The organism is Xanthomonas cucurbitae, from assembly GCF_002939885.1.
Classification (GTDB): Bacteria; Pseudomonadota; Gammaproteobacteria; order Xanthomonadales; family Xanthomonadaceae; genus Xanthomonas; species Xanthomonas cucurbitae.
In genome coordinates, this window is record NZ_MDED01000003.1 from 1 (window position 1) to 17,433 (window position 17,433).

The following is a 17,433-nucleotide window of genomic DNA, read 5'->3' on the forward strand; positions in this document are numbered from 1 at the left end:
GCGACGGCGCTGATGCGCTGCAAGCCTTGCCCAGAGCGAGTTTTGCGCATGGCAAGCAACTTTCTTGGCTGAGGGATGGGGCTAATCAGGTAAGCTTAAAACCTTTGGGTTACAGCCATTGCGGCACTGCTCCTCTACAGTCGGTGTCCCCTGTGCCGATACCTCTCGCCAGGTGGGTTTCACTTTCGACAGGGCGATACGATGCAACTGACACGCTCGGCACAGCCGGCCAAGGCTGACACTTCCTTCGGCGTTACCCGGCTCCTGTGCCTGGCCATCGGACTGGCGCTACCCGGCTTGGGCCTTGCCCAGGCACAGCCCACACAGGCAACGGACGCGCCGGCGCAGCGGCCGGTGACGGCGGCGCCAGCCACCGCCAAGGGCTACCCGCAGGAGGCTCAGGGCTGGGGCTCCAAGCAGGGTGGCAACATGTGGCAGGTGCGTTGGGCCGAGGACTGGTCGTACCTGAAGGATCGGTCCAAGCGCAAAAGTCCGTTCGATCCGCTCAAGTACATCCCGCTCAGCGAAGACGGCGATGTCTACGTTTCGCTCAGCAACGAGCTGCGCGTGCGCAGCAACACCATCACCAACCCGGGGCTGATTCCCGGCAGCCACTCGCAGCAGCAGTATCTGCTGCGTGCGTTCTTCGGTGCGGACCTGCACGTGGGCGAGCACTTCCGCCTGTACACGGAACTGGCGCACGGCAGCCTGGATGGGCGCAACGAAGGCGCCAAGACCGGCACCCAGGAAAACAACGCGATCCTGCAGCAGGTGTTCTTCGACGTGAAGGGCAACATCGGCAGCGCCGACACCGGCCTGCGGGTCGGTCGCCAGGTATTCGTCGACGGCCCCACCACCTTGATGGCGCTGCGCGACAACACCGACATCTTCGTCACCTTCAACGGCGTGCGTGCCTGGGCGATCGGCGAAAAAACCCGCGTGGACGTGTTCGACTTCAACTTCAACCTGGATGGCACCGAGGGCCTGGGTGACGACCGCATCGATCGATCGCGGCATTTCCGCGGTGTGGTCGGTGGCTATCGCCTGCCCGCTGCCAAGCCGCTGTACCTGGAGCCGTTCTTCTACCAGTTCCGCAACGACAACCAGGTCTGGGGCCGGCAGACGGCCGAGGAGAACCGCAATTACTACGGTCTGCGCCTGTGGGGCAACATCGGCAAGCTGCGCACCGATTCGTTCGTGGCCGTGCAGCGCGGCAGCTTCGGCGGGCGCGATCTGCGTGCCTACATGGCCAGCACCTCCAACGCCTGGTCGTTGAGCGAAACCGGCTGGAAGCCGCGCCTGGGCTTCCATAGCGAAATCGCCTCCGGCGGCGGCGGCACCTCTGGTACCGGTACGCTGCGCAACAACAACTTCCTGTACGGCAATACGATCTATTTCAGCTGGGCGACCTTCTTCGGCCCGGTCAATCTGGTCACCGCCGCGCCGACGTTCACGTTCTCGCCCACCGCCAAGATCACCGTCAATCTGGAATGGGAAACCTTGTGGCGCCAGACCACCAGCGATGCGATCTACAACAACCAGGCGCGCGCGTACGCACGCACCCAGACCTCCGGGGCACGCCGCATCGGCACCATGCCGCGCATCAACGCCACCTGGAACATCGACCCGAACTGGTCGGTGACCTTCCGCGCCGAACATCTGATGGCCGGCCCTGCGCTGACCAGGGTTGGCTATGGCGATTCGACCTTCGTGATGGGCTGGTTGAACTTCCGCTTCTAGGCACGCGGTGCTCGCTGCGCCTTGCGCATCGATGCGTTTTGCCTGCACCGCCGCGTACCGGCGCAGTGACACCCGCACCTGCCGCGCCCCGGAACGCGGCAGGTGGCTTTCCAGCGCCTGCGCTGCAATCGATGCATCACCTGCGCACTGCCGACTGCACCGGACGCGGCCGAATGCCTACACTACCCGCATGTCCGATACCCCCATCCCGCATCCCCGCCCTTCCCTGCAACGCGTCTTTTTGACCGGGTTGCTCACCTTGCTGCCGGTCTGGCTGACCTGGGTGGTGGTGAAGTTCGTCTTCGCCCTGCTCTCGGGCATCAGCAGCCCGTGGGTAGCGCCGTTGTCCGAGCGCATCGCCGCCTCATTCCCCAATGACCTGGGCTGGATCAAGGCCCTGTGGGTGCAGAACACCATCGCGCTGATCGCCACCGTGGCGGCGATCCTGTTCGTTGGCATCCTCAGCCGGCGCGTGATCGGCCAGCAGCTGCTGCGCTGGTTCGAGGCAGTCATGCGACGCATTCCGCTGGCCAGCGTGGTCTACGACAGCGCGCGCAAATTGCTCGACATCCTGCAGACCCAGCCCGGCAGCACCCAGCGCGTGGTGCTGATCGACTTCCCGCATCGCGACATGAAATCGGTCGGCCTGGTCACCCGCGTGATTACCGAACAGGGCACCGGCCGCGAGTTGGCGGCGGTCTACGTCCCCACCACGCCCAACCCCACCTCCGGCTATCTGGAAATCGTACCGGTGGAACTGCTCACGCCCACCGACTGGAGCGTGGACCAGGCAATGAGCTTCATCATCTCCGGCGGTGCGGTGGCGCCGGCATCGGTGCCCTTTACCCGCACCGCGGACCGCCCGACACCGTGACGGCCACGCGCACCCTCGACGATCGTGCGGTGCGCCTGTTCATTGCGCTGGCAGCATTCTTCTGCGTCAACGCCGCGCTGGCCGAGTTCATCGGGGTCAAGATCTTCGCGCTGGAAGACACCCTGGGCATTGCCCCGCTGAACTGGAACCTGTTCGGCCAGACCGGCTCGCTCAGCTTCACCGCCGGCACCTTGTTGTGGCCGGTGGTGTTCATCATGACCGACACCATCAACGAGTTCTTCGGCAGCCGCGGGGTACGTTTCATCTCGTGGGTGGCGGTGGCGCTGATTGGCTATGGGTTTGTGTTTGCGTTTGCCGCCATTGCACTGGCCCCGGCCGGCTGGTGGGTCACCGCCGCGCAGAGCCAGGGCGTGCCGGACTACCAGGCCGCGTTTGCGGCAGTGTTCGGGCAGGGGCTGTGGACCATCGGCGGCTCGCTGGTGGCGTTCCTGCTCGGCCAGCTGATCGATGTGTCGGTGTTCCACCGCATCCGCCGCGTCACTGGCGAAAAACACGTGTGGCTGCGCGCCACCGGCTCCACCGCGGTCTCGCAGCTGGTGGACAGCTTCGTGGTGATCTACATCGCCTTCGTGCTTGGGCCCCAGCACTGGTCGATGGATCAGTTCCTGGCGGTGAGCACGCTCAACTACGTCTACAAGATGGGCTTTGCGGTGGCCTTGATCCCGTTGCTGTATCTGGCGCGCCGCGGCATCGGCGCCTACCTGGGCGCCGCGCGGGCCGAACAGCTGCGCGAGGAAGCCGCCGCTGCGTGAGCCAGGCCGCCGCGCCGGTGACATGCGTGGAGCCAGACGCGGCAAGGCCTGGCCCGGTTGCCGCCGTCCTGCAGGCGGAGGCCAGCCGGGTCCAGGACGGTGCCATGCATGAATTGCGGATGGGCGGCCTGCCTGCAATGGGTGGCCGTGGCGGTGCGGATCGGGCAAGCTCCCCGCTCGCTTGTTTCCGGAGCCGGTAATGCCCCTGAGCTTTTCCCGCCTGTTGTCGCTGGCCCTCGCCGCCGTGTTGAGCCTGACGGTGGCAGCGCCCGCCGATGCGGCCAAGAAGAAGACCACCAAGGCACAGACCACGCAAACCCGCGCAAAGGCAAGCAAGGCCAAGAAGACCACCAAGCCGGCCAGGAGCACCAAGGCCGCCCAGGGCAGCAAGAGCAGCAAGACCGCCAAGGCCAGGCCGCGCCCGGTGGCCGCGCCGGTGGTGCTGACCAAGGCGCAACAACTCAATCTGCTCTACGACCAGTACTGGGACGCCTCGCTCAAGCTCAACCCGCTGCAGGCCACCTTCCAGGGCGAGAGCCGCTACAACGACCAGTTGCCCAACTTCCTGTCGCCGGCATTCCGCCAGCAGTCGCACGAGTTCACCGTGCTGTGGCTGGGCAAGGCCGAAGCGCTGGGCCCGGACGGCCTGAGCGGCCAGGACCTGCTCAGCTACCAGATCTTCGTGCGCGATGCGCGCAGCGCGCTGGCCGCCGAGCAGTTCCCCAGCTGGATGCTGCCGATCAACCAGTTCTACAACATCGCCAGCATCGCGGTGGTGCTGGGCTCGGGCACTGGCGCGCAGCCGTTCAAGACCGTCAAGGACTACGACAACTGGTCGCAGCGTGCGCTGGGCATCCCCGACCTGTTCGACCAGGCCATCACCAATATGCGTGCCGGCATGCAGGCCGGCGTGGTGCAGCCCAAGGTGCTGATGCAGAAGGTGCTGCCGCAGCTGGATGCCATCATTGCGCGCAACGCCGAAGACAGCCTGTTCTGGGGGCCGATCCGCAACCTGCCGGCCGACCTGCCCGACGCGGAAAAACAGCGCCTGACCGCTGAATACGAGCGGCTGATCGAATACCGCATCATGCCGGCCTACCGCGCCTTGCGCGGCTTCATTGCCACCGAGTATCTGCCGGCCTGCCGCGACACCGATGGCCTGGCGGCGCTGCCCGGTGGCGCGGCGTGGTATGCCTACGACGTGCGCCAGAGCACCACCTCGGAGCTGAGCCCGGAGCAGATCCACCAGATCGGGCTGGACGAAGTGGCGCGCCTGCAGGGCGAGATCCAGACGCTGACCAAACAGGTCAAGTTCCGCGGCAACCTGCCCAAGTTCTACAAGTTCATGCAGACCGACAAGCGCTTCAACTTCCGCAGCGAAACCGAACTGCTTGGCAATTACCGCAGCCTGCAGGGTCGCGTGCAACTCGCCGTGCCGCGGCTGTTCAACACCCAGGGCATGCCGACGCTGGAAGTGCGTGCAGTGGAAGCGCAGCGCGCGCAATCGGCCGCCAGCGGTTCGTACATGCGCCCCAGCGCCAATGGCAGCAATGGCGCCACGCCAGGCATCTTCTACGTCAACACCTCCGACCTGCCCTCGCGCAAGACCTGGGAAGCGGAGAGCCTGTACCTGCACGAAGCCATCCCCGGCCACCATTACCAGCTCGGGCTGCAGCAGCAGCTGACCGACCTGCCCAAGTTCCGCCGCCTGGGCGGCGAGACCGCCTATATCGAAGGCTGGGGCCTGTACGCCGAATCGCTGGGCCGCGAGCTGGGGCTGTATCAGGACCCTTACAACTACTACGGCTACCTACAGAACGCGCTATGGCGCTCGATCCGCCTGGTGGCCGATACCGGCCTGCACAGCAAGGGCTGGACGCGCACGCAGGCCATCGACTACATGCTGGACAACTCGGCGATGAGCCGCACCGATGCTGAGGCCGAAGTCGATCGCTACATGGCCATTCCCGGCCAGGCGCTGGCCTACAAGGTGGGCGAGATGAAGATCGCGCAACTGCGCGAACAGGCCCAGCGCGAGCTGGGACCGCGCTTCGACGTGCGCGCCTTCCATACCGAAGTGCTCAAGGACGGCTCGGTGCCGCTGGACATCCTGCAGGAAAAGATCCAGCGCTGGATCGCCGCACAGAAGGGCTGAAGCCAGCTCAGGCATGCCCTAGGGTGCGCAAGCGAGCAGGCAGTGCAGGCAGGCAATCTGGCGACCACCTGTCGCGCCTGCGGCAAAGCCCGGCTAGCCGCCGAGACCACGCTGCCGTGCTGCGTGGGCGGCCAGACCACGACGAGTCCGCATGCGCGCATCCCGCAGCGCACCTTTCCGCCACCATACCCCACGGTATACATTCGTGGTCAGGCCGCCGACGGCGGCCCCAGTCATCCCTGGGAGGGGACACATGCGCAAGACCTTCAAGACCCTGATCGTGGCCCTGCCGCTGGCGGCCGCTTCGTTGCTGGCGCAGGCCTCCGATTCGCCGGTAGGCCGCTGGAAGACCATCGACGACGAGACCGGCAAGCCCAAGTCGGTGGTGCAGATCGAACAGGCCGCCAACGGCACCCTCAGCGGCAAGGTGGTGGACATCCTGCAGTCGGCCAAGGGCCCGAACCCGCTGTGCGACAAGTGCGATGGCGAGCGCAAGAACAAGCCGATCAAGGGCATGACCATCCTCTGGGGCCTCAAGCCCGACGGCACCGCGGTGTGGGACGGCGGCTCGGTGCTGGACCCGGCCAAGGGCAAGACTTACAAGGCCAAGATCACCCTGACCGAAGGCGGCAAGAAATTGCAGATGCGCGGCTATGTCGGCATCGAAGCGCTCGGCCGCACGCAGACCTGGGTGCGCGAGTAATCGGGAATCGGGAATCGGGAATTGGGAATGGGGAATTGGGAATCGCAAGAGCGGGCGTCCTTCGGGGCGCCTTTTTTATGCCGCAGCGCGCAGCCCGCCTTCTCACCATGCAGACCTGCTCCACCGATTCCCCATTCCCGATTCCCCATTCCCCATTCCCGACTAGTGCGATAATCGGGTGTCCCCCGCATTACGCCCGCCATGACCCGCACCGCACTCGTTACCACCGCCCTGCCCTATGCCAACGGCCCGCTGCATCTGGGACACCTGGTCGGCTATATCCAGGCCGACATCTGGGTGCGCGCGCGCCGGTTGCGCGGCGACAAGACCTGGTTCGTCTGCGCCGACGACACCCACGGCACGCCGATCATGCTGGCCGCCGAGAAGGCCGGGGTGACCCCGGAAGCCTTCATCGCCAGCATCCAGGCCAGCCATGAGCGCGATTTCGCGGCGTTCGGAGTGACCTTCGATCATTACGATTCGACCAATTCGCCGGTCAATCGCGAGCTCACCGAGGCCTTCTACAGCAAGCTGGAAGCGGCCGGTCATATCAGCCGGCGTTCGGTGGCGCAGTTCTACGACCCGGCCAAGGGCATGTTCCTGCCGGACCGCTACATCAAGGGCATCTGCCCCAACTGCGGCAGCGCCGACCAGTACGGCGACAACTGCGAGGCGTGCGGTGCGACCTATGCGCCCACCGAGTTGAAGGAGCCAAAGTCGGTGATCTCCGGCGCCACGCCGGAGCTGCGCGATTCGGAGCATTTCTTCTTTGAAGTGGGCCATTTCGACGGCTTCCTGCGCGAGTGGCTGGCGGGCGATGTGGCGCTGCCCGGCGTCAAGGCCAAGCTCAAGGAATGGCTGGATGCCGAAGGCGGCCTGCGCGCGTGGGACATCTCGCGCGATGCGCCGTATTTCGGTTTCCAGATTCCCGGCCAGCCGGGCAAGTATTTCTACGTGTGGCTGGATGCGCCGATCGGCTACCTGTGCAGCTTCAAGACGCTGTGCGCGCAGATGGGCGAAGACTTCCAAGCGCATCTGGTCGCCGGCACCCAGACCGAACTGCATCACTTCATCGGCAAGGACATCGTGAACTTCCACGGCCTGTTCTGGCCAGCGGTACTGCACGGCACCGGCCACCGCGCCCCCACGCGCCTGCATGTCAACGGCTATCTGACAGTGGACGGCGCCAAGATGTCCAAGTCGCGCGGTACCTTCGTGATGGCGCGGACCTTCCTGGACGTGGGCCTGGAGCCGGAGGCGCTGCGCTATTACTTTGCGGCCAAATCCTCCGGCGGCGTGGACGATCTGGACCTCAATCTGGGCGATTTCATCGCACGGGTGAATGCGGATCTGGTCGGCAAGTTCGTCAACCTGGCCAGCCGCTGCGCCGGCTTCATCGGCAAGCGCTTCGATGGCAAGCTGGCCGACGCGCTGCCCGACCCGGCGCAGTACGACCGCTTCGTCGCCGCGCTGGCGCCGATCCGCGAGGCCTACGAACGCAACGATGCGGCCAGCGCGATCCGCCAGACCATGGCGCTGGCCGACGAGGCCAACAAGTACATCGACGACACCAAGCCGTGGGTGATCGCCAAGCAGGAGGGCGCCGATGCGCAGCTGCAATCGGTCTGCACGCAAGGCCTGAACCTGTTCCGCATCCTGGTGGCCGGCCTCAAGCCGATCCTGCCGCGCACCTGCGCCGAAGCCGAGGCGTTTTTGTCGGCGCCGATGACCAGCTGGGAAGATGTGGAGCGCCCGCTCACCGCACACACGATCCAGCCCTACACCGCCCTGTTCACCCGTATCGACCCCAAACTGATCGACGCCATGACCGACGCTTCCAAAGACACGATGGCCGCACCTGCGGCACCGGCTACGACCACCAAGCCCGCACCCAGCAAGGCCGACGCAAAGCCTGCCGCCGTTGCGAATCCCGAATCCCAAACCACCAATCCCGCCCTCATCGGCATCGACGATTTCGCCAAGCTCGACCTGCGCATCGGCAAGGTGTTGGTGTGCGAGTTCGTGGAAGGCTCGGACAAGCTGCTGCGTTTCGAACTGGATGCCGGCGAGCTGGGCAAGCGTCAGATCTTCTCGGGCATCCGTGGCAGCTACGGCGAACCGGAAACGTTGGTCGGCCGCAACGTGGTATTCATCGCCAACCTGGCCCCGCGCAAGATGCGCTTCGGCATCAGCGAAGGCATGATTCTCTCGGCTGGCTTCGACGGCGGCGCACTGGCGCTGCTGGACGCCAATGGCGGCGCGCAGCCTGGCATGCCTGTCAGGTAACGAGATTGGGGAGTTGGGATTTGGGATTCGTAGAAGCCGGAGCTGATTGTTGTAGTAGACCTGACTTGAGTGCTTGGCGCGTGCCCTCATCCGCCCCTGCGGGGCACCTTCTCCCGCACGCGGGAGAAGGGAACAATCAGTCACCGCGCTTTTAACCAATCCCCACTCCCGACTCCCCAATCCCCGCCCCCATGCACCTGGCCCTGTTCGACTTCGACCACACCATCACCACCTGCGACACCTATGCGCGCTTTCTGCGCAAGGTCGCCACGCCCGCGCAGCTGGCGTCGGCAAAGTGGCAGGTCGGCCCGTGGGTGCTGGGCTATCGGCTGGGCATGGTGTCCGCTGCCGCGCTGCGCGCGCGGGTCACGCGCATCGTGTTCAGTGGGCGCTCGCTGGACAAGATGGCCGCGCATGGTGCCGATTACGCGCGCACGGCACTGCCGGGTGTGCTGCGTGCAGAAGTGATGCAACGCATCGACTGGCACCAGGCGCAAGGGCATGAGGTGGTGCTGGTCTCCGCATCGCTGGATCTTTACCTGCAGCCCTGGTGCACGCAGCATGGGCTGTCGCTGATCTGCAACCGGCTCGAACACACCGGCGGCGTACTGAGCGGGCGCTATGCCGAGGGTGATTGCGGGCCGCACAAGGCCCGGCAGATTCGCGCGCGCTACGACCTGGCACAATACGCCTGCGTGCATGCCTATGGCGACAGCCGCGAAGACCAGCCGATGCTGGCACTGGCGCAACAGCGTTGGTATCGCGGCCATCGGCTGCACTGACATCGCAATGCCCATTCCCGCGCCCGATCTGGTCGAACGGCTCGACCGCCTGTTGCCGCAAACCCAATGCGGCCAGTGCGGCTACGACGGCTGCCGCCCCTACGCGCAGGCGATGGCGGACGGCCAGGCAGGGGTCGACCACTGCCCTCCCGGCGGCGATGCCGGCGCGCGTGCGCTGGCCCAGCTGCTGGGCGTGCCCGCAAGCCCCTACGATCGCAGTCGCGGGGCGCACAAGCCGGCGCAGGTGGCGTGGATCGTGGAGGCCGACTGCATCGGCTGTACCAAATGCATCCAGGCCTGCCCGGTGGATGCCATCGTCGGCGGCGCCAAGCACATGCATACGGTCATCGCGCCGCTGTGTACCGGTTGCGAGCTGTGCCTGCCGGCGTGCCCGGTGGATTGCATCGCCCTGCATCCGCTGGGCTGAAGACCGTGCCGGCGCAAGGCGTTGCCGGTCGCCACGCCGCCTGCCAGGCCAGGTATGTCGCGGCGCAGGCAGCATCACCCCATTCTCCCCACGCCCGGTCGGGAACGTCCTGACGCCTGGCGGCGCATCCATGCCGCAGCCGTGCCCGTATGGGTAAGCATCCCCATCGAGGACCTGCCGATGCGTTCACTTGCTGCCGCGCTTGCCGCCTGCTGCCGACCGATTCCACCATTGCTGCTGCTTGTGCTTGGCAGCCTGCCGCTGAGCGCGGCGGCGGTCACCCAGGTGGATGGCGAGGCCTACGACGCCGACAGCGGCGCCTTGCGCTACCGTGAATCGCATTGGCTGCTCGACGACGGTGGGCGGCTGGTGCTGTACCGCTGCCCCAACGGGCAGGCGTTCGCGCGCAAGCAGATCGATGGGGGCGGCCCGTCGCCCGATTTCAGCCTGATCGATGAACGCGATGGCTATCGCGAAGGCGTACGTCGGCGCGAGGGCGTGCGCGAGATGTTCCAGCAACCGCCCGGCAAGCCCGAGCGCCGCACCGCGTTGCCGGCTGGCAAGGACGAACGCGTCATCGATGCCGGCTTCGACGCCTATCTGCGCGCCCACTGGGATGCCCTGGCCACCACGGCGCAGCGGGTGGATTTCGTGCTGCCCAGCCTGCAACGGCAGTTGGCGTTTCGTGTCGAACGCATCGACGATGCTGCAGGCCAGCGACGCTTCCGCATCGCGCTGGATACGTGGTACGGCGCCGTGGTGCCGTCGCTGGAGGTGCGCTATTCCATCGCCAGCAAGCGCCTGCTGGAGTTTCGCGGCGTGGGCAACCTGCGCGATGCGCAGGGGCGCTACCCGCGCGTGCGCATCGTATTCCCCGACACCGCTCCACGGGCAAGCACCGACGCGGCGTTGCGCCAGGCACGCGAGCAGGCCCTGACCCGTAGCTGCACCACGGCGTGACGCCGGTCCGCGCCATCTTCACGCCCGACCACGCGCCGTTGCGTACAACGGCCCGGGCACCCATTCCGCGCACAGGAGCACCCGCATGGCAAAGGCCTACCTCTGGATCAACGCAGTGCTCTACCTCGCCCTGGCGGTGTGGTGCACGCTTTCGCCGCTCAAGACCGCAAACGCGGTGGGCTATACCCAGCTGTCGCCGGCCGGGCAATCCGAATACCTGGTCATCTATGGCGGCCTGCAGCTGGGCATGGCGTTCCTGTTCGGCTATTTCGCCTGGATCGATCAAGCGCGCACCGGGCTGGTGGTCGCACTGGCTTTCTACGTACCGATCGTGCTGTTCCGCAGCGCGTCGCTGGCCAAACTATGGCCGGTTTCTGCGCCCACGGTGGCGTTGGCGGGGGTGGAAATCGTGTTGCTGCTCGCTGCCGCACTGCTGTGGTGGCGCAAATGAAGGACAGGCTTGGCCCACTCCGGTAGCATCGCGTACATCTCTTCCGATGCCCGACCGCATGAGTGCCATTCCTGGCCAAGACGACGATGAAACCGGACGCCTGCTGACCGCAACCGCGGGCGGCGACCGGCATGCCTTCGAAGCGCTGTACCGGCAGACCTCGCCCAAGCTGTTCGGCGTGTGCCTGCGCTTGATCCCGCAGCGCGCCGAGGCAGAGGAAGTGCTGCAGGACGTGTTCACGCTGATCTGGCACAAGGCCGGCCAGTTCGACCCCGGCCGTGCACGCGGCCTGACCTGGCTGGCGATGATCGCGCGCAACAAGGCCATCGACCACTTGCGCGCCAATGCGCCGCAACGCCGCAACGTGGCGCTGGACGATGCCGGCGAGCTGCGCGACCACGATGCACTACCACTGGAGCGCACCGAACGCGCCAGCACGCGCCGCCGCATCGACCACTGCCTGGCCGAGCTGGAGCCGCCACGCAGCGAACTGATTCGCACCGCCTTCTTCGAAGGCATCACCTACGAGGAGCTTGCCGCGCGCACCGATACCCCCATCGGCACGGTCAAGAGCTGGATCCGCCGTAGCCTGGCCAAACTCAAGGCATGCCTGGAACGATGAGTACGTCCCTTCCCATCGACCAGGAACCACCGCGCGACGTGCTGGCCGGCGAGTACGTGCTCGGCCTGCTCGGCGCCGACGAACGTCTGGCGGCCGAGCAGCGCATCGCCACCGATGCCCCGTTCGCGCAGGCAGTGCTGCAGTGGCAGGACCACCTGGCTCCGCTGCTGGAAGAGATCGCCGCGGTGACGCCGCCGGACCAGGTCTGGGCACGCGTGCGCCAGACACTGGGCTTCGACGCGCCGCTGCGCGCGGTGCCGACAGCAGCGCCTGCAAGCACCGGCACACCGGCGGCACCGCTCTGGAACAACCTGCGCTTCTGGCGCTGGGCCAGCGCCGGTGGGCTGGCCACCGCGGCGGCATGCGTGCTGGCGCTGTTGAATCTGCGAACTGCGCCTGCCCCTGTGCAACCGCCGCGCGAGACGCCCCTCGTGCAGGCGCCGGCTACCCCGCCTGCGGCGACCACGCCGACGACGACCGGCATCGCGATGACCTCGACACTGGCCACCGCAGACGGGCGGCCAGGCTATGTGGCGCTGATGGATGCCGACAAGCGCACCATCACGGTCACCCCGCTGGACCGCACGGCCACTGCCGACAAGGTGCCCGAACTGTGGCTGATTACGCCCGATGGCAAGGCGCATTCGATGGGCACCTTCGACGACCAGCGGGCACGCCGCACCCAGATTCCCGACCAGCTGATGCCCATGCTCGGCAACGAGGCGATCCTGGCGGTGACGCTGGAACCGCCAGGTGGTGCACCCGGTGGCGTGGCGACCGGCACGGTGGTGGCAAAGGGCGGTATCAGTACGCTGGCGATGGCGCCCTGAGCCAACCGCACCGCCGCCGCGTCCCCAGGCAGGCACGCGCCGGCAGGGGCGACTTGTGGCCGCCGGCACAGGCGGCCACGCTGCTGCCGGATGGCGATGCCTGCTGCACGGCCCGTGGCTTCCACGCACGCAGTGCATTCACAAGCGACCTCGGGTGCGCCGGTGATACTGGGCGCACAGATTGGCACCTGCGGGCGCGCGCGTCGTGCGTGCGTGCGAGCCGGCGCGTCACATGCATGCGACGATCCAGCCGGTTGGTGCATCCATTGGCCGGCGGTTTCCGTAGAACGACACCACGACCTCTGGAGATTGATGCGTGCCGAGTACTGGACTCGACCCTCGCGTTGCAAGGCCACAGCCCCATGCCCCATCCGGGAGGCGCGGTGCCTGGACCTATCGGTGGATCGGCAGCCTGCGCCGTTGGGTGGATTCGCAAGCCGATGGTCCACTGGACGAGGCGCGCGCCGACCGCATCGACTGGCTGCGCGCCCTGCCCTTCATTGCGTTGCATCTGGCCTGCCTGGCGGTGTTCTGGGTTGGCGCATCGTGGTTTGCGGTCGGCACGGCGCTGGCGCTGTACGCGCTGCGCATGTTCGCGCTCACCGGCTTCTACCATCGCTACTTCTCCCACCGCGCGTTCAAGACATCACGTGTGCTGCAGTTCGTGTTCGCGGCCATCGGCGCCACCTGCGTGCAGCGCGGGCCGTTGTGGTGGGCGGCGCATCACCGCAACCACCACCGGCATACCGATACCGGCCGCGACCCGCATTCGCCGGCCCAGCACGGCTTCTGGTGGAGCCATACCGGCTGGTTCCTGACTCCGCGCAACTTCCGCACCGATTGGGAGGTGATTCCCGACCTGCGTCGCTTTGCCGAACTGCGCTTCCTCGACCGCTTCGACATCGTGATGCCGGTGTTGCTGGCCGTTGGCCTGTATTTGCTCGGCGACTGGCTGGCGGCGGCCGCGCCGGGGTTGAAGACCACCGGCGCGCAGCTGCTGGTGTGGGGGTTCGTGCTGTCCACCGTGGCGCTGTTCCATGCCACCTTCACCATCAATTCGCTGGCGCACCGCTTCGGTAGCCGGCGCTTCGACACCCGCGACGACAGCCGCAACAACTGGCTGCTGGCGTTGCTCACCTTCGGCGAAGGCTGGCACAACAATCACCACTTCTTCCCTGGCTCGGCACGCCAGGGCCTGCGCTGGTGGGAGTACGACGTGACCTGGTACGGACTCACCGCGATGTCGTGGGTGGGCCTGGTCTGGGATCTCAAGCCGATGCCGGCCTCGTTGGTCAGCCGTGGCCAGCGGGTGGACCAATGAGCGAGCGCAGGATTGCCGTGGTCGGCAGCGGCATTGCCGGCCTGGGCGCGGCGTGGCTGCTGTCGCGCCGCCATGAGGTCACCTTGTTCGAGGCCGCCGATTACCTGGGCGGCCACACTCACACCCACCAGATCCAGCTCGACGGCCAGCGCTACGCGGTGGACAGCGGCTTCATCGTGTTCAACCCGCAGCACTACCCGTTGCTCACGCGCATGTTCGCCGAGCTCGACGTGGCCGCGCAGCCGACCACGATGAGCTTTTCGGTGCACGATGCGCGCAGCGGGCTTGAGTACAACGCCGGCACCTTGAACGGGCTGTTCTGCCAGCGCCGCAACCTGCTCAGCCCACGCTTCTGGGGCATGCTGGCCGACCTGCGCCGCTTCTATCGGCAGGCGCCGGCGGTGCTGCACAGCGACGAGCGCTTCAGCACGCTAGGCGCGTATCTACAGCGGCACGGCTATGGCGCGGCGTTCCGCGACCAGCATCTGGTGCCGATGGCGTCGGCGCTATGGTCCTCGCCATCGCAGACCATTCTCGAATTTCCAATGGGCCAGTTGATCGGCTTCATGGCCAACCACCACATGCTGCAACTCAGCGGGCGGCCGCAGTGGCAGGTGGTGCGTGGCGGTTCCAATAGCTATGTGCGTGCGCTGCGGCGGCGCTGGCAGGTACTCGAGCGCCTGTCCACGCCAGTGCATGGTATCCGCCGTACGCCCGATGGCGTGGTGGTGAGCTCGCTGCGCGGACAGGAACACTTCGACGAGGTGGTGCTGGCCTGCCACGCCGACGATGCGCTGGCCTTGCTCAGCGATGCGTCCGAGGCCGAACAGCAGATCCTGGGCGGCATCACCTACCAGAACAACGACACCGTGCTGCATACCGACGCGCGCATCCTGCCGCGCGACCGCCGCGCCTGGGCCGCCTGGAATGCGCATGTCCCGGCCGACCCGCAGGCGCCCTGCACGGTGAGTTACTGGATGAACGCGCTGCAATGCATCGACGCACCGCAGCCGTTCATCGTCAGCCTCAACCGCGACCACGACATCGACCCGGCCAAGGTGCTGCGGCGCATGCGCTACCGGCACCCGGTGCAGAACGCCGCCGCGCTGGCGGCGCAGGGCCGCAAGGCCGAGATCCAGGGCAAGCAGCACACCTGGTTTGCCGGCGCGGCCTGGGGTTTCGGCTTCCACGAAGATGGCCTGCGCAGCGGCGTGGATGTGGCGCATGGACTGGGAGTGAGCTGGTAATGCACCTGCTGCGCGAAGCCAGTACCGATACCGTGCCGCTGCCTTCCGGTGAGGACAGCGGTGCCGGCAGCGTGGCGGTCGGCTTGCGCAGCGCGATTTACACCGGCTGGGTGCGGCACCGGCGGTTCGCACCCAAGCCGCTGGACTTCCGTTACCGGCTGTTTCTGCTGTATCTGGATCTGTCCGAGCTGGATCAGGTGTTCGCAGGCCGCTGGCTGTGGTCGGTGGGGCGCGCCAACCTGGCGCAGTTTCGCCGCAGCGATTACCTGGGCGATCCGGCCATTCCGCTGGATCAGGCCGTGCGCGATTGCGTGCAGGCGCACACCGGCGAGCGCCCGGATGGTGCGATCCGCCTGCTGACGCACCTGCGCTACTTCGGCCATGTGTTCAACCCGGTGAGCTTCTACTACTGCTTCGACCGGCATGACGGCCTGCGCTGGATCGTGGCGGAAATCACCAACACGCCATGGCAGCAACGCCACGCCTACGTGCTGCCGGTGGCACAGGCGCGCAGCCACCGCGACGTGCACGCCTGGCGCTTCGACAAGCGCTTCCATGTCTCGCCGTTTATGGGCATGCAGCATCAATACGACTGGCGCTTCAGCGTGCCGGCCGCGCAACTGCGCGTGCATATGGATGTGCTGGATGCGCCGCACGCCGCCGATACCGATACCGATACCGATACCGATACCGATGCCGATACCGATGCCGATACCGATACCGATACCGATACCGATACCGATACCGATGCCGATGCCGATGCCGATGCCGAGCACAATGGCACGCGCCGCTTCGATGCCACGCTGGTGCTGCAACGTCAGCCACTGACCGCGCGTACGCTGGCGCGCACCTTGTTCGCCTACCCCTTGATGACCGTGCAGGTCGTGATCGCCATCCACTGGCAGGCCTTGCGCCTGTGGCTGCGCGGCAACCCTGTGCATGACCACCCCCACCCGCCTGTGCGAGATCGCCGATGAACGCCACGTCCCTGCCCGACTCCGCCGTGCCGCGCGCGGCCTCCTGGACGGACCGCCTGTTGCGCAAGCGCCTGTTGGCCACGCTGGGCGAGCTGCGCGACGGGCAGCTGCAGCTGCACGACGCCGACGGCATCACCACGCTGGGCACTGCCAGCGGCGCGGACGCGTTGCAGGTGCAGCTGCGCGTGACCGACCCGGGCTTCTACCGCCAGGCCGCACTCAACGGCAGCGTGGGGGCCGGCGAGTCTTACATGGACGGGCAATGGCAATGCGACGATCTGGTTGGGCTGATGCGCGTGCTGCTGCGCAATCGTGACCGCCTGGATGCGATGGAGACCGGCACCGCGCGCCTGGGCGGCTGGGCCATGCGCAGCCTGCATGCCTTCGCGCGTAATACCCGCAGCGGCAGCCGGCGCAATATCGCCGCGCACTACGACCTGGGCAACCCGCTGTTCAAATTGTTCCTGGACGAAAACCTGATGTATTCGTCGGCGATCTTCGTCGATGGCGAGGAGGCGCAGGCCGAGGCGGCACTGGAGCGCGCAGCCACGCGCAAGCTCGAACGCATCTGCCAGAAGTTGCGTCTTGGTCCGCAGCATCACGTAGTGGAGATCGGCACCGGCTGGGGCGGCTTCGCCCTGCACGCGGCCCGCGAACACGGCTGCCGCGTCACCACCACCACGATTTCGCGCGAGCAGTTCGAGCTGGCATCGCAACGCATCGCCGCTGCCGGCCTGAGCGACCGGGTCACGGTACTGCTGAGCGACTACCGCGACCTGCAGGGACGCTTCGATCGCGTGGTGTCGATCGAGATGATCGAGGCGATCGGCCACCAGTATCTGGACACCTACTTCGCCAAGGTCGGCAGCCTGCTCACCGACGATGGCGAGGCGCTGATCCAGGCCATCACCATTGAAGACCATCGCTACAAGCAGGCGCTGCACTCGGTGGACTTCATCAAGCGGCACATCTTTCCCGGCAGCTTCATTCCCTCGGTGGCGGCAATGACCGGGGCGGTGGCACACGCCAGCGATCTGCGCCTGTTCCATCTGGAAGACATCGGCCCCAGCTATGCATTGACCCTGCGCGCCTGGCGGCAGCGCTTCATGGCGCAGCTGCCGCAGGTGCGCGCACTGGGCTACGACGAGCGCTTCATCCGCATGTGGGAGTTCTACCTGGCCTATTGCGAAGCGGGCTTCCTGGAGCGCTCGATCGGCGACGTCCATCTATGGCTCAACAAGCCCGGCGCGCGTCCGCCGCAGTTTGTGCCCGGCCTTGCGTGAGG

General features: G+C 66.5%; 16 protein-coding genes. All 16 read left to right on the forward strand.

The genetic code is table 11. The annotated features are described in order from the left end of the window. Nucleotides 1-201: 201 nt before the first annotated feature. The 16 genes from XcuCFBP2542_RS02335 (at nucleotide 202) to XcuCFBP2542_RS02410 (ending at nucleotide 17,431) form a co-directional block, all read left to right on the forward strand. Nucleotides 202-1,740: an alginate export family protein gene (locus XcuCFBP2542_RS02335; protein WP_104602026.1), complete on the forward strand. Its 1,539-nt coding sequence runs from the start codon at nucleotides 202-204 to the stop codon at nucleotides 1,738-1,740. Between the two features lie 190 nt (nucleotides 1,741-1,930). Next, entirely contained in the window at nucleotides 1,931-2,614 is a 684-nt protein-coding gene (locus XcuCFBP2542_RS02340; RefSeq protein WP_104602027.1) for a DUF502 domain-containing protein, read from the forward strand. Then, the gene (locus XcuCFBP2542_RS02345) at nucleotides 2,611-3,387 is read left to right on the forward strand and encodes a queuosine precursor transporter (protein WP_104602028.1); all 777 of its coding nucleotides are present in this window, start codon (nucleotides 2,611-2,613) and stop codon (nucleotides 3,385-3,387) included. The genes XcuCFBP2542_RS02340 and XcuCFBP2542_RS02345 overlap by 4 nt, the downstream gene beginning before the upstream one ends. 199 nt (nucleotides 3,388-3,586) lie before the next feature. Continuing rightward, complete coding sequence (locus XcuCFBP2542_RS02350) at nucleotides 3,587-5,542, forward strand: DUF885 domain-containing protein (protein WP_104602029.1); 1,956 nt, start codon at nucleotides 3,587-3,589, stop codon at nucleotides 5,540-5,542. 253 nt (nucleotides 5,543-5,795) lie between these two features. Beyond that, nucleotides 5,796-6,245: a DUF2147 domain-containing protein gene (locus XcuCFBP2542_RS02355; RefSeq protein WP_104602030.1), complete on the forward strand. Its 450-nt coding sequence runs from the start codon at nucleotides 5,796-5,798 to the stop codon at nucleotides 6,243-6,245. 201 nt (nucleotides 6,246-6,446) lie between these two features. Continuing rightward, nucleotides 6,447-8,531 carry a methionine--tRNA ligase gene (gene metG, locus XcuCFBP2542_RS02360; RefSeq protein ID WP_104602031.1) on the forward strand — a complete coding sequence of 695 codons (2,085 nt, stop codon included), beginning with the start codon at nucleotides 6,447-6,449 and terminating at the stop codon, nucleotides 8,529-8,531. Nucleotides 8,532-8,722: 191 nt separating this feature from the next. After that, a complete protein-coding gene (locus XcuCFBP2542_RS02365) occupies nucleotides 8,723-9,313 on the forward strand; it encodes an HAD family hydrolase (protein WP_104602032.1) in 591 nt (196 codons plus the stop codon). Between the two features lie 7 nt (nucleotides 9,314-9,320). Further along, the gene (rnfB, locus tag XcuCFBP2542_RS02370; protein WP_249027594.1) at nucleotides 9,321-9,740 is read left to right on the forward strand and encodes an Rnf electron transport complex subunit RnfB; all 420 of its coding nucleotides are present in this window, start codon (nucleotides 9,321-9,323) and stop codon (nucleotides 9,738-9,740) included. A gap of 180 nt (nucleotides 9,741-9,920) precedes the next feature. Next, on the forward strand, nucleotides 9,921-10,700 hold the full coding sequence (locus XcuCFBP2542_RS02375) for a hypothetical protein (protein WP_104602034.1): 780 nt from the start codon (nucleotides 9,921-9,923) through the stop codon (nucleotides 10,698-10,700). Nucleotides 10,701-10,785: 85 nt separating this feature from the next. After that, nucleotides 10,786-11,151: a DUF4345 family protein gene (locus XcuCFBP2542_RS02380; RefSeq protein ID WP_104602035.1), complete on the forward strand. Its 366-nt coding sequence runs from the start codon at nucleotides 10,786-10,788 to the stop codon at nucleotides 11,149-11,151. 58 nt (nucleotides 11,152-11,209) lie between these two features. After that, nucleotides 11,210-11,773 carry a sigma-70 family RNA polymerase sigma factor gene (locus XcuCFBP2542_RS02385; RefSeq protein ID WP_104602036.1) on the forward strand — a complete coding sequence of 188 codons (564 nt, stop codon included), beginning with the start codon at nucleotides 11,210-11,212 and terminating at the stop codon, nucleotides 11,771-11,773. Beyond that, the gene (locus XcuCFBP2542_RS02390; protein ID WP_167526833.1) at nucleotides 11,770-12,603 is read left to right on the forward strand and encodes an anti-sigma factor; all 834 of its coding nucleotides are present in this window, start codon (nucleotides 11,770-11,772) and stop codon (nucleotides 12,601-12,603) included. Before XcuCFBP2542_RS02385 ends, XcuCFBP2542_RS02390 begins: the two co-directional genes overlap by 4 nt. 316 nt (nucleotides 12,604-12,919) lie before the next feature. After that, on the forward strand, nucleotides 12,920-13,924 hold the full coding sequence (locus XcuCFBP2542_RS02395) for an acyl-CoA desaturase (protein ID WP_104602038.1): 1,005 nt from the start codon (nucleotides 12,920-12,922) through the stop codon (nucleotides 13,922-13,924). Continuing rightward, nucleotides 13,921-15,171 carry an NAD(P)/FAD-dependent oxidoreductase gene (locus XcuCFBP2542_RS02400; protein ID WP_104602039.1) on the forward strand — a complete coding sequence of 417 codons (1,251 nt, stop codon included), beginning with the start codon at nucleotides 13,921-13,923 and terminating at the stop codon, nucleotides 15,169-15,171. Before XcuCFBP2542_RS02395 ends, XcuCFBP2542_RS02400 begins: the two co-directional genes overlap by 4 nt. Next, nucleotides 15,171-16,148: a DUF1365 domain-containing protein gene (locus XcuCFBP2542_RS02405; protein WP_104602040.1), complete on the forward strand. Its 978-nt coding sequence runs from the start codon at nucleotides 15,171-15,173 to the stop codon at nucleotides 16,146-16,148. Before XcuCFBP2542_RS02400 ends, XcuCFBP2542_RS02405 begins: the two co-directional genes overlap by 1 nt. Further along, nucleotides 16,145-17,431 carry an SAM-dependent methyltransferase gene (locus XcuCFBP2542_RS02410; RefSeq protein WP_104602041.1) on the forward strand — a complete coding sequence of 429 codons (1,287 nt, stop codon included), beginning with the start codon at nucleotides 16,145-16,147 and terminating at the stop codon, nucleotides 17,429-17,431. The genes XcuCFBP2542_RS02405 and XcuCFBP2542_RS02410 overlap by 4 nt, the downstream gene beginning before the upstream one ends. Nucleotides 17,432-17,433: the final 2 nt, after the last annotated feature.

What these genes read in the sequence shown, in the direction of transcription:
- metG (WP_104602031.1), top strand. Translation starts at nt 6,447, where the DNA reads ATGACCCGCACCGCACTCGTTACCACCGCCCTGCCCTATGCCAACGGC.
- XcuCFBP2542_RS02390 (WP_167526833.1), top strand. Translation starts at nt 11,770, where the DNA reads ATGAGTACGTCCCTTCCCATCGACCAGGAACCACCGCGCGACGTGCTG.
- XcuCFBP2542_RS02340 (WP_104602027.1), top strand. Translation starts at nt 1,931, where the DNA reads ATGTCCGATACCCCCATCCCGCATCCCCGCCCTTCCCTGCAACGCGTC.
- XcuCFBP2542_RS02400 (WP_104602039.1), top strand. Translation starts at nt 13,921, where the DNA reads ATGAGCGAGCGCAGGATTGCCGTGGTCGGCAGCGGCATTGCCGGCCTG.
- XcuCFBP2542_RS02375 (WP_104602034.1), top strand. Translation starts at nt 9,921, where the DNA reads ATGCGTTCACTTGCTGCCGCGCTTGCCGCCTGCTGCCGACCGATTCCA.
- XcuCFBP2542_RS02405 (WP_104602040.1), top strand. Translation starts at nt 15,171, where the DNA reads ATGCACCTGCTGCGCGAAGCCAGTACCGATACCGTGCCGCTGCCTTCC.
- XcuCFBP2542_RS02380 (WP_104602035.1), top strand. Translation starts at nt 10,786, where the DNA reads ATGGCAAAGGCCTACCTCTGGATCAACGCAGTGCTCTACCTCGCCCTG.
- XcuCFBP2542_RS02335 (WP_104602026.1), top strand. Translation starts at nt 202, where the DNA reads ATGCAACTGACACGCTCGGCACAGCCGGCCAAGGCTGACACTTCCTTC.
- XcuCFBP2542_RS02350 (WP_104602029.1), top strand. Translation starts at nt 3,587, where the DNA reads ATGCCCCTGAGCTTTTCCCGCCTGTTGTCGCTGGCCCTCGCCGCCGTG.
- XcuCFBP2542_RS02365 (WP_104602032.1), top strand. Translation starts at nt 8,723, where the DNA reads ATGCACCTGGCCCTGTTCGACTTCGACCACACCATCACCACCTGCGAC.
- XcuCFBP2542_RS02410 (WP_104602041.1), top strand. Translation starts at nt 16,145, where the DNA reads ATGAACGCCACGTCCCTGCCCGACTCCGCCGTGCCGCGCGCGGCCTCC.
- XcuCFBP2542_RS02385 (WP_104602036.1), top strand. Translation starts at nt 11,210, where the DNA reads ATGAGTGCCATTCCTGGCCAAGACGACGATGAAACCGGACGCCTGCTG.
- XcuCFBP2542_RS02355 (WP_104602030.1), top strand. Translation starts at nt 5,796, where the DNA reads ATGCGCAAGACCTTCAAGACCCTGATCGTGGCCCTGCCGCTGGCGGCC.
- rnfB (WP_249027594.1), top strand. Translation starts at nt 9,321, where the DNA reads ATGCCCATTCCCGCGCCCGATCTGGTCGAACGGCTCGACCGCCTGTTG.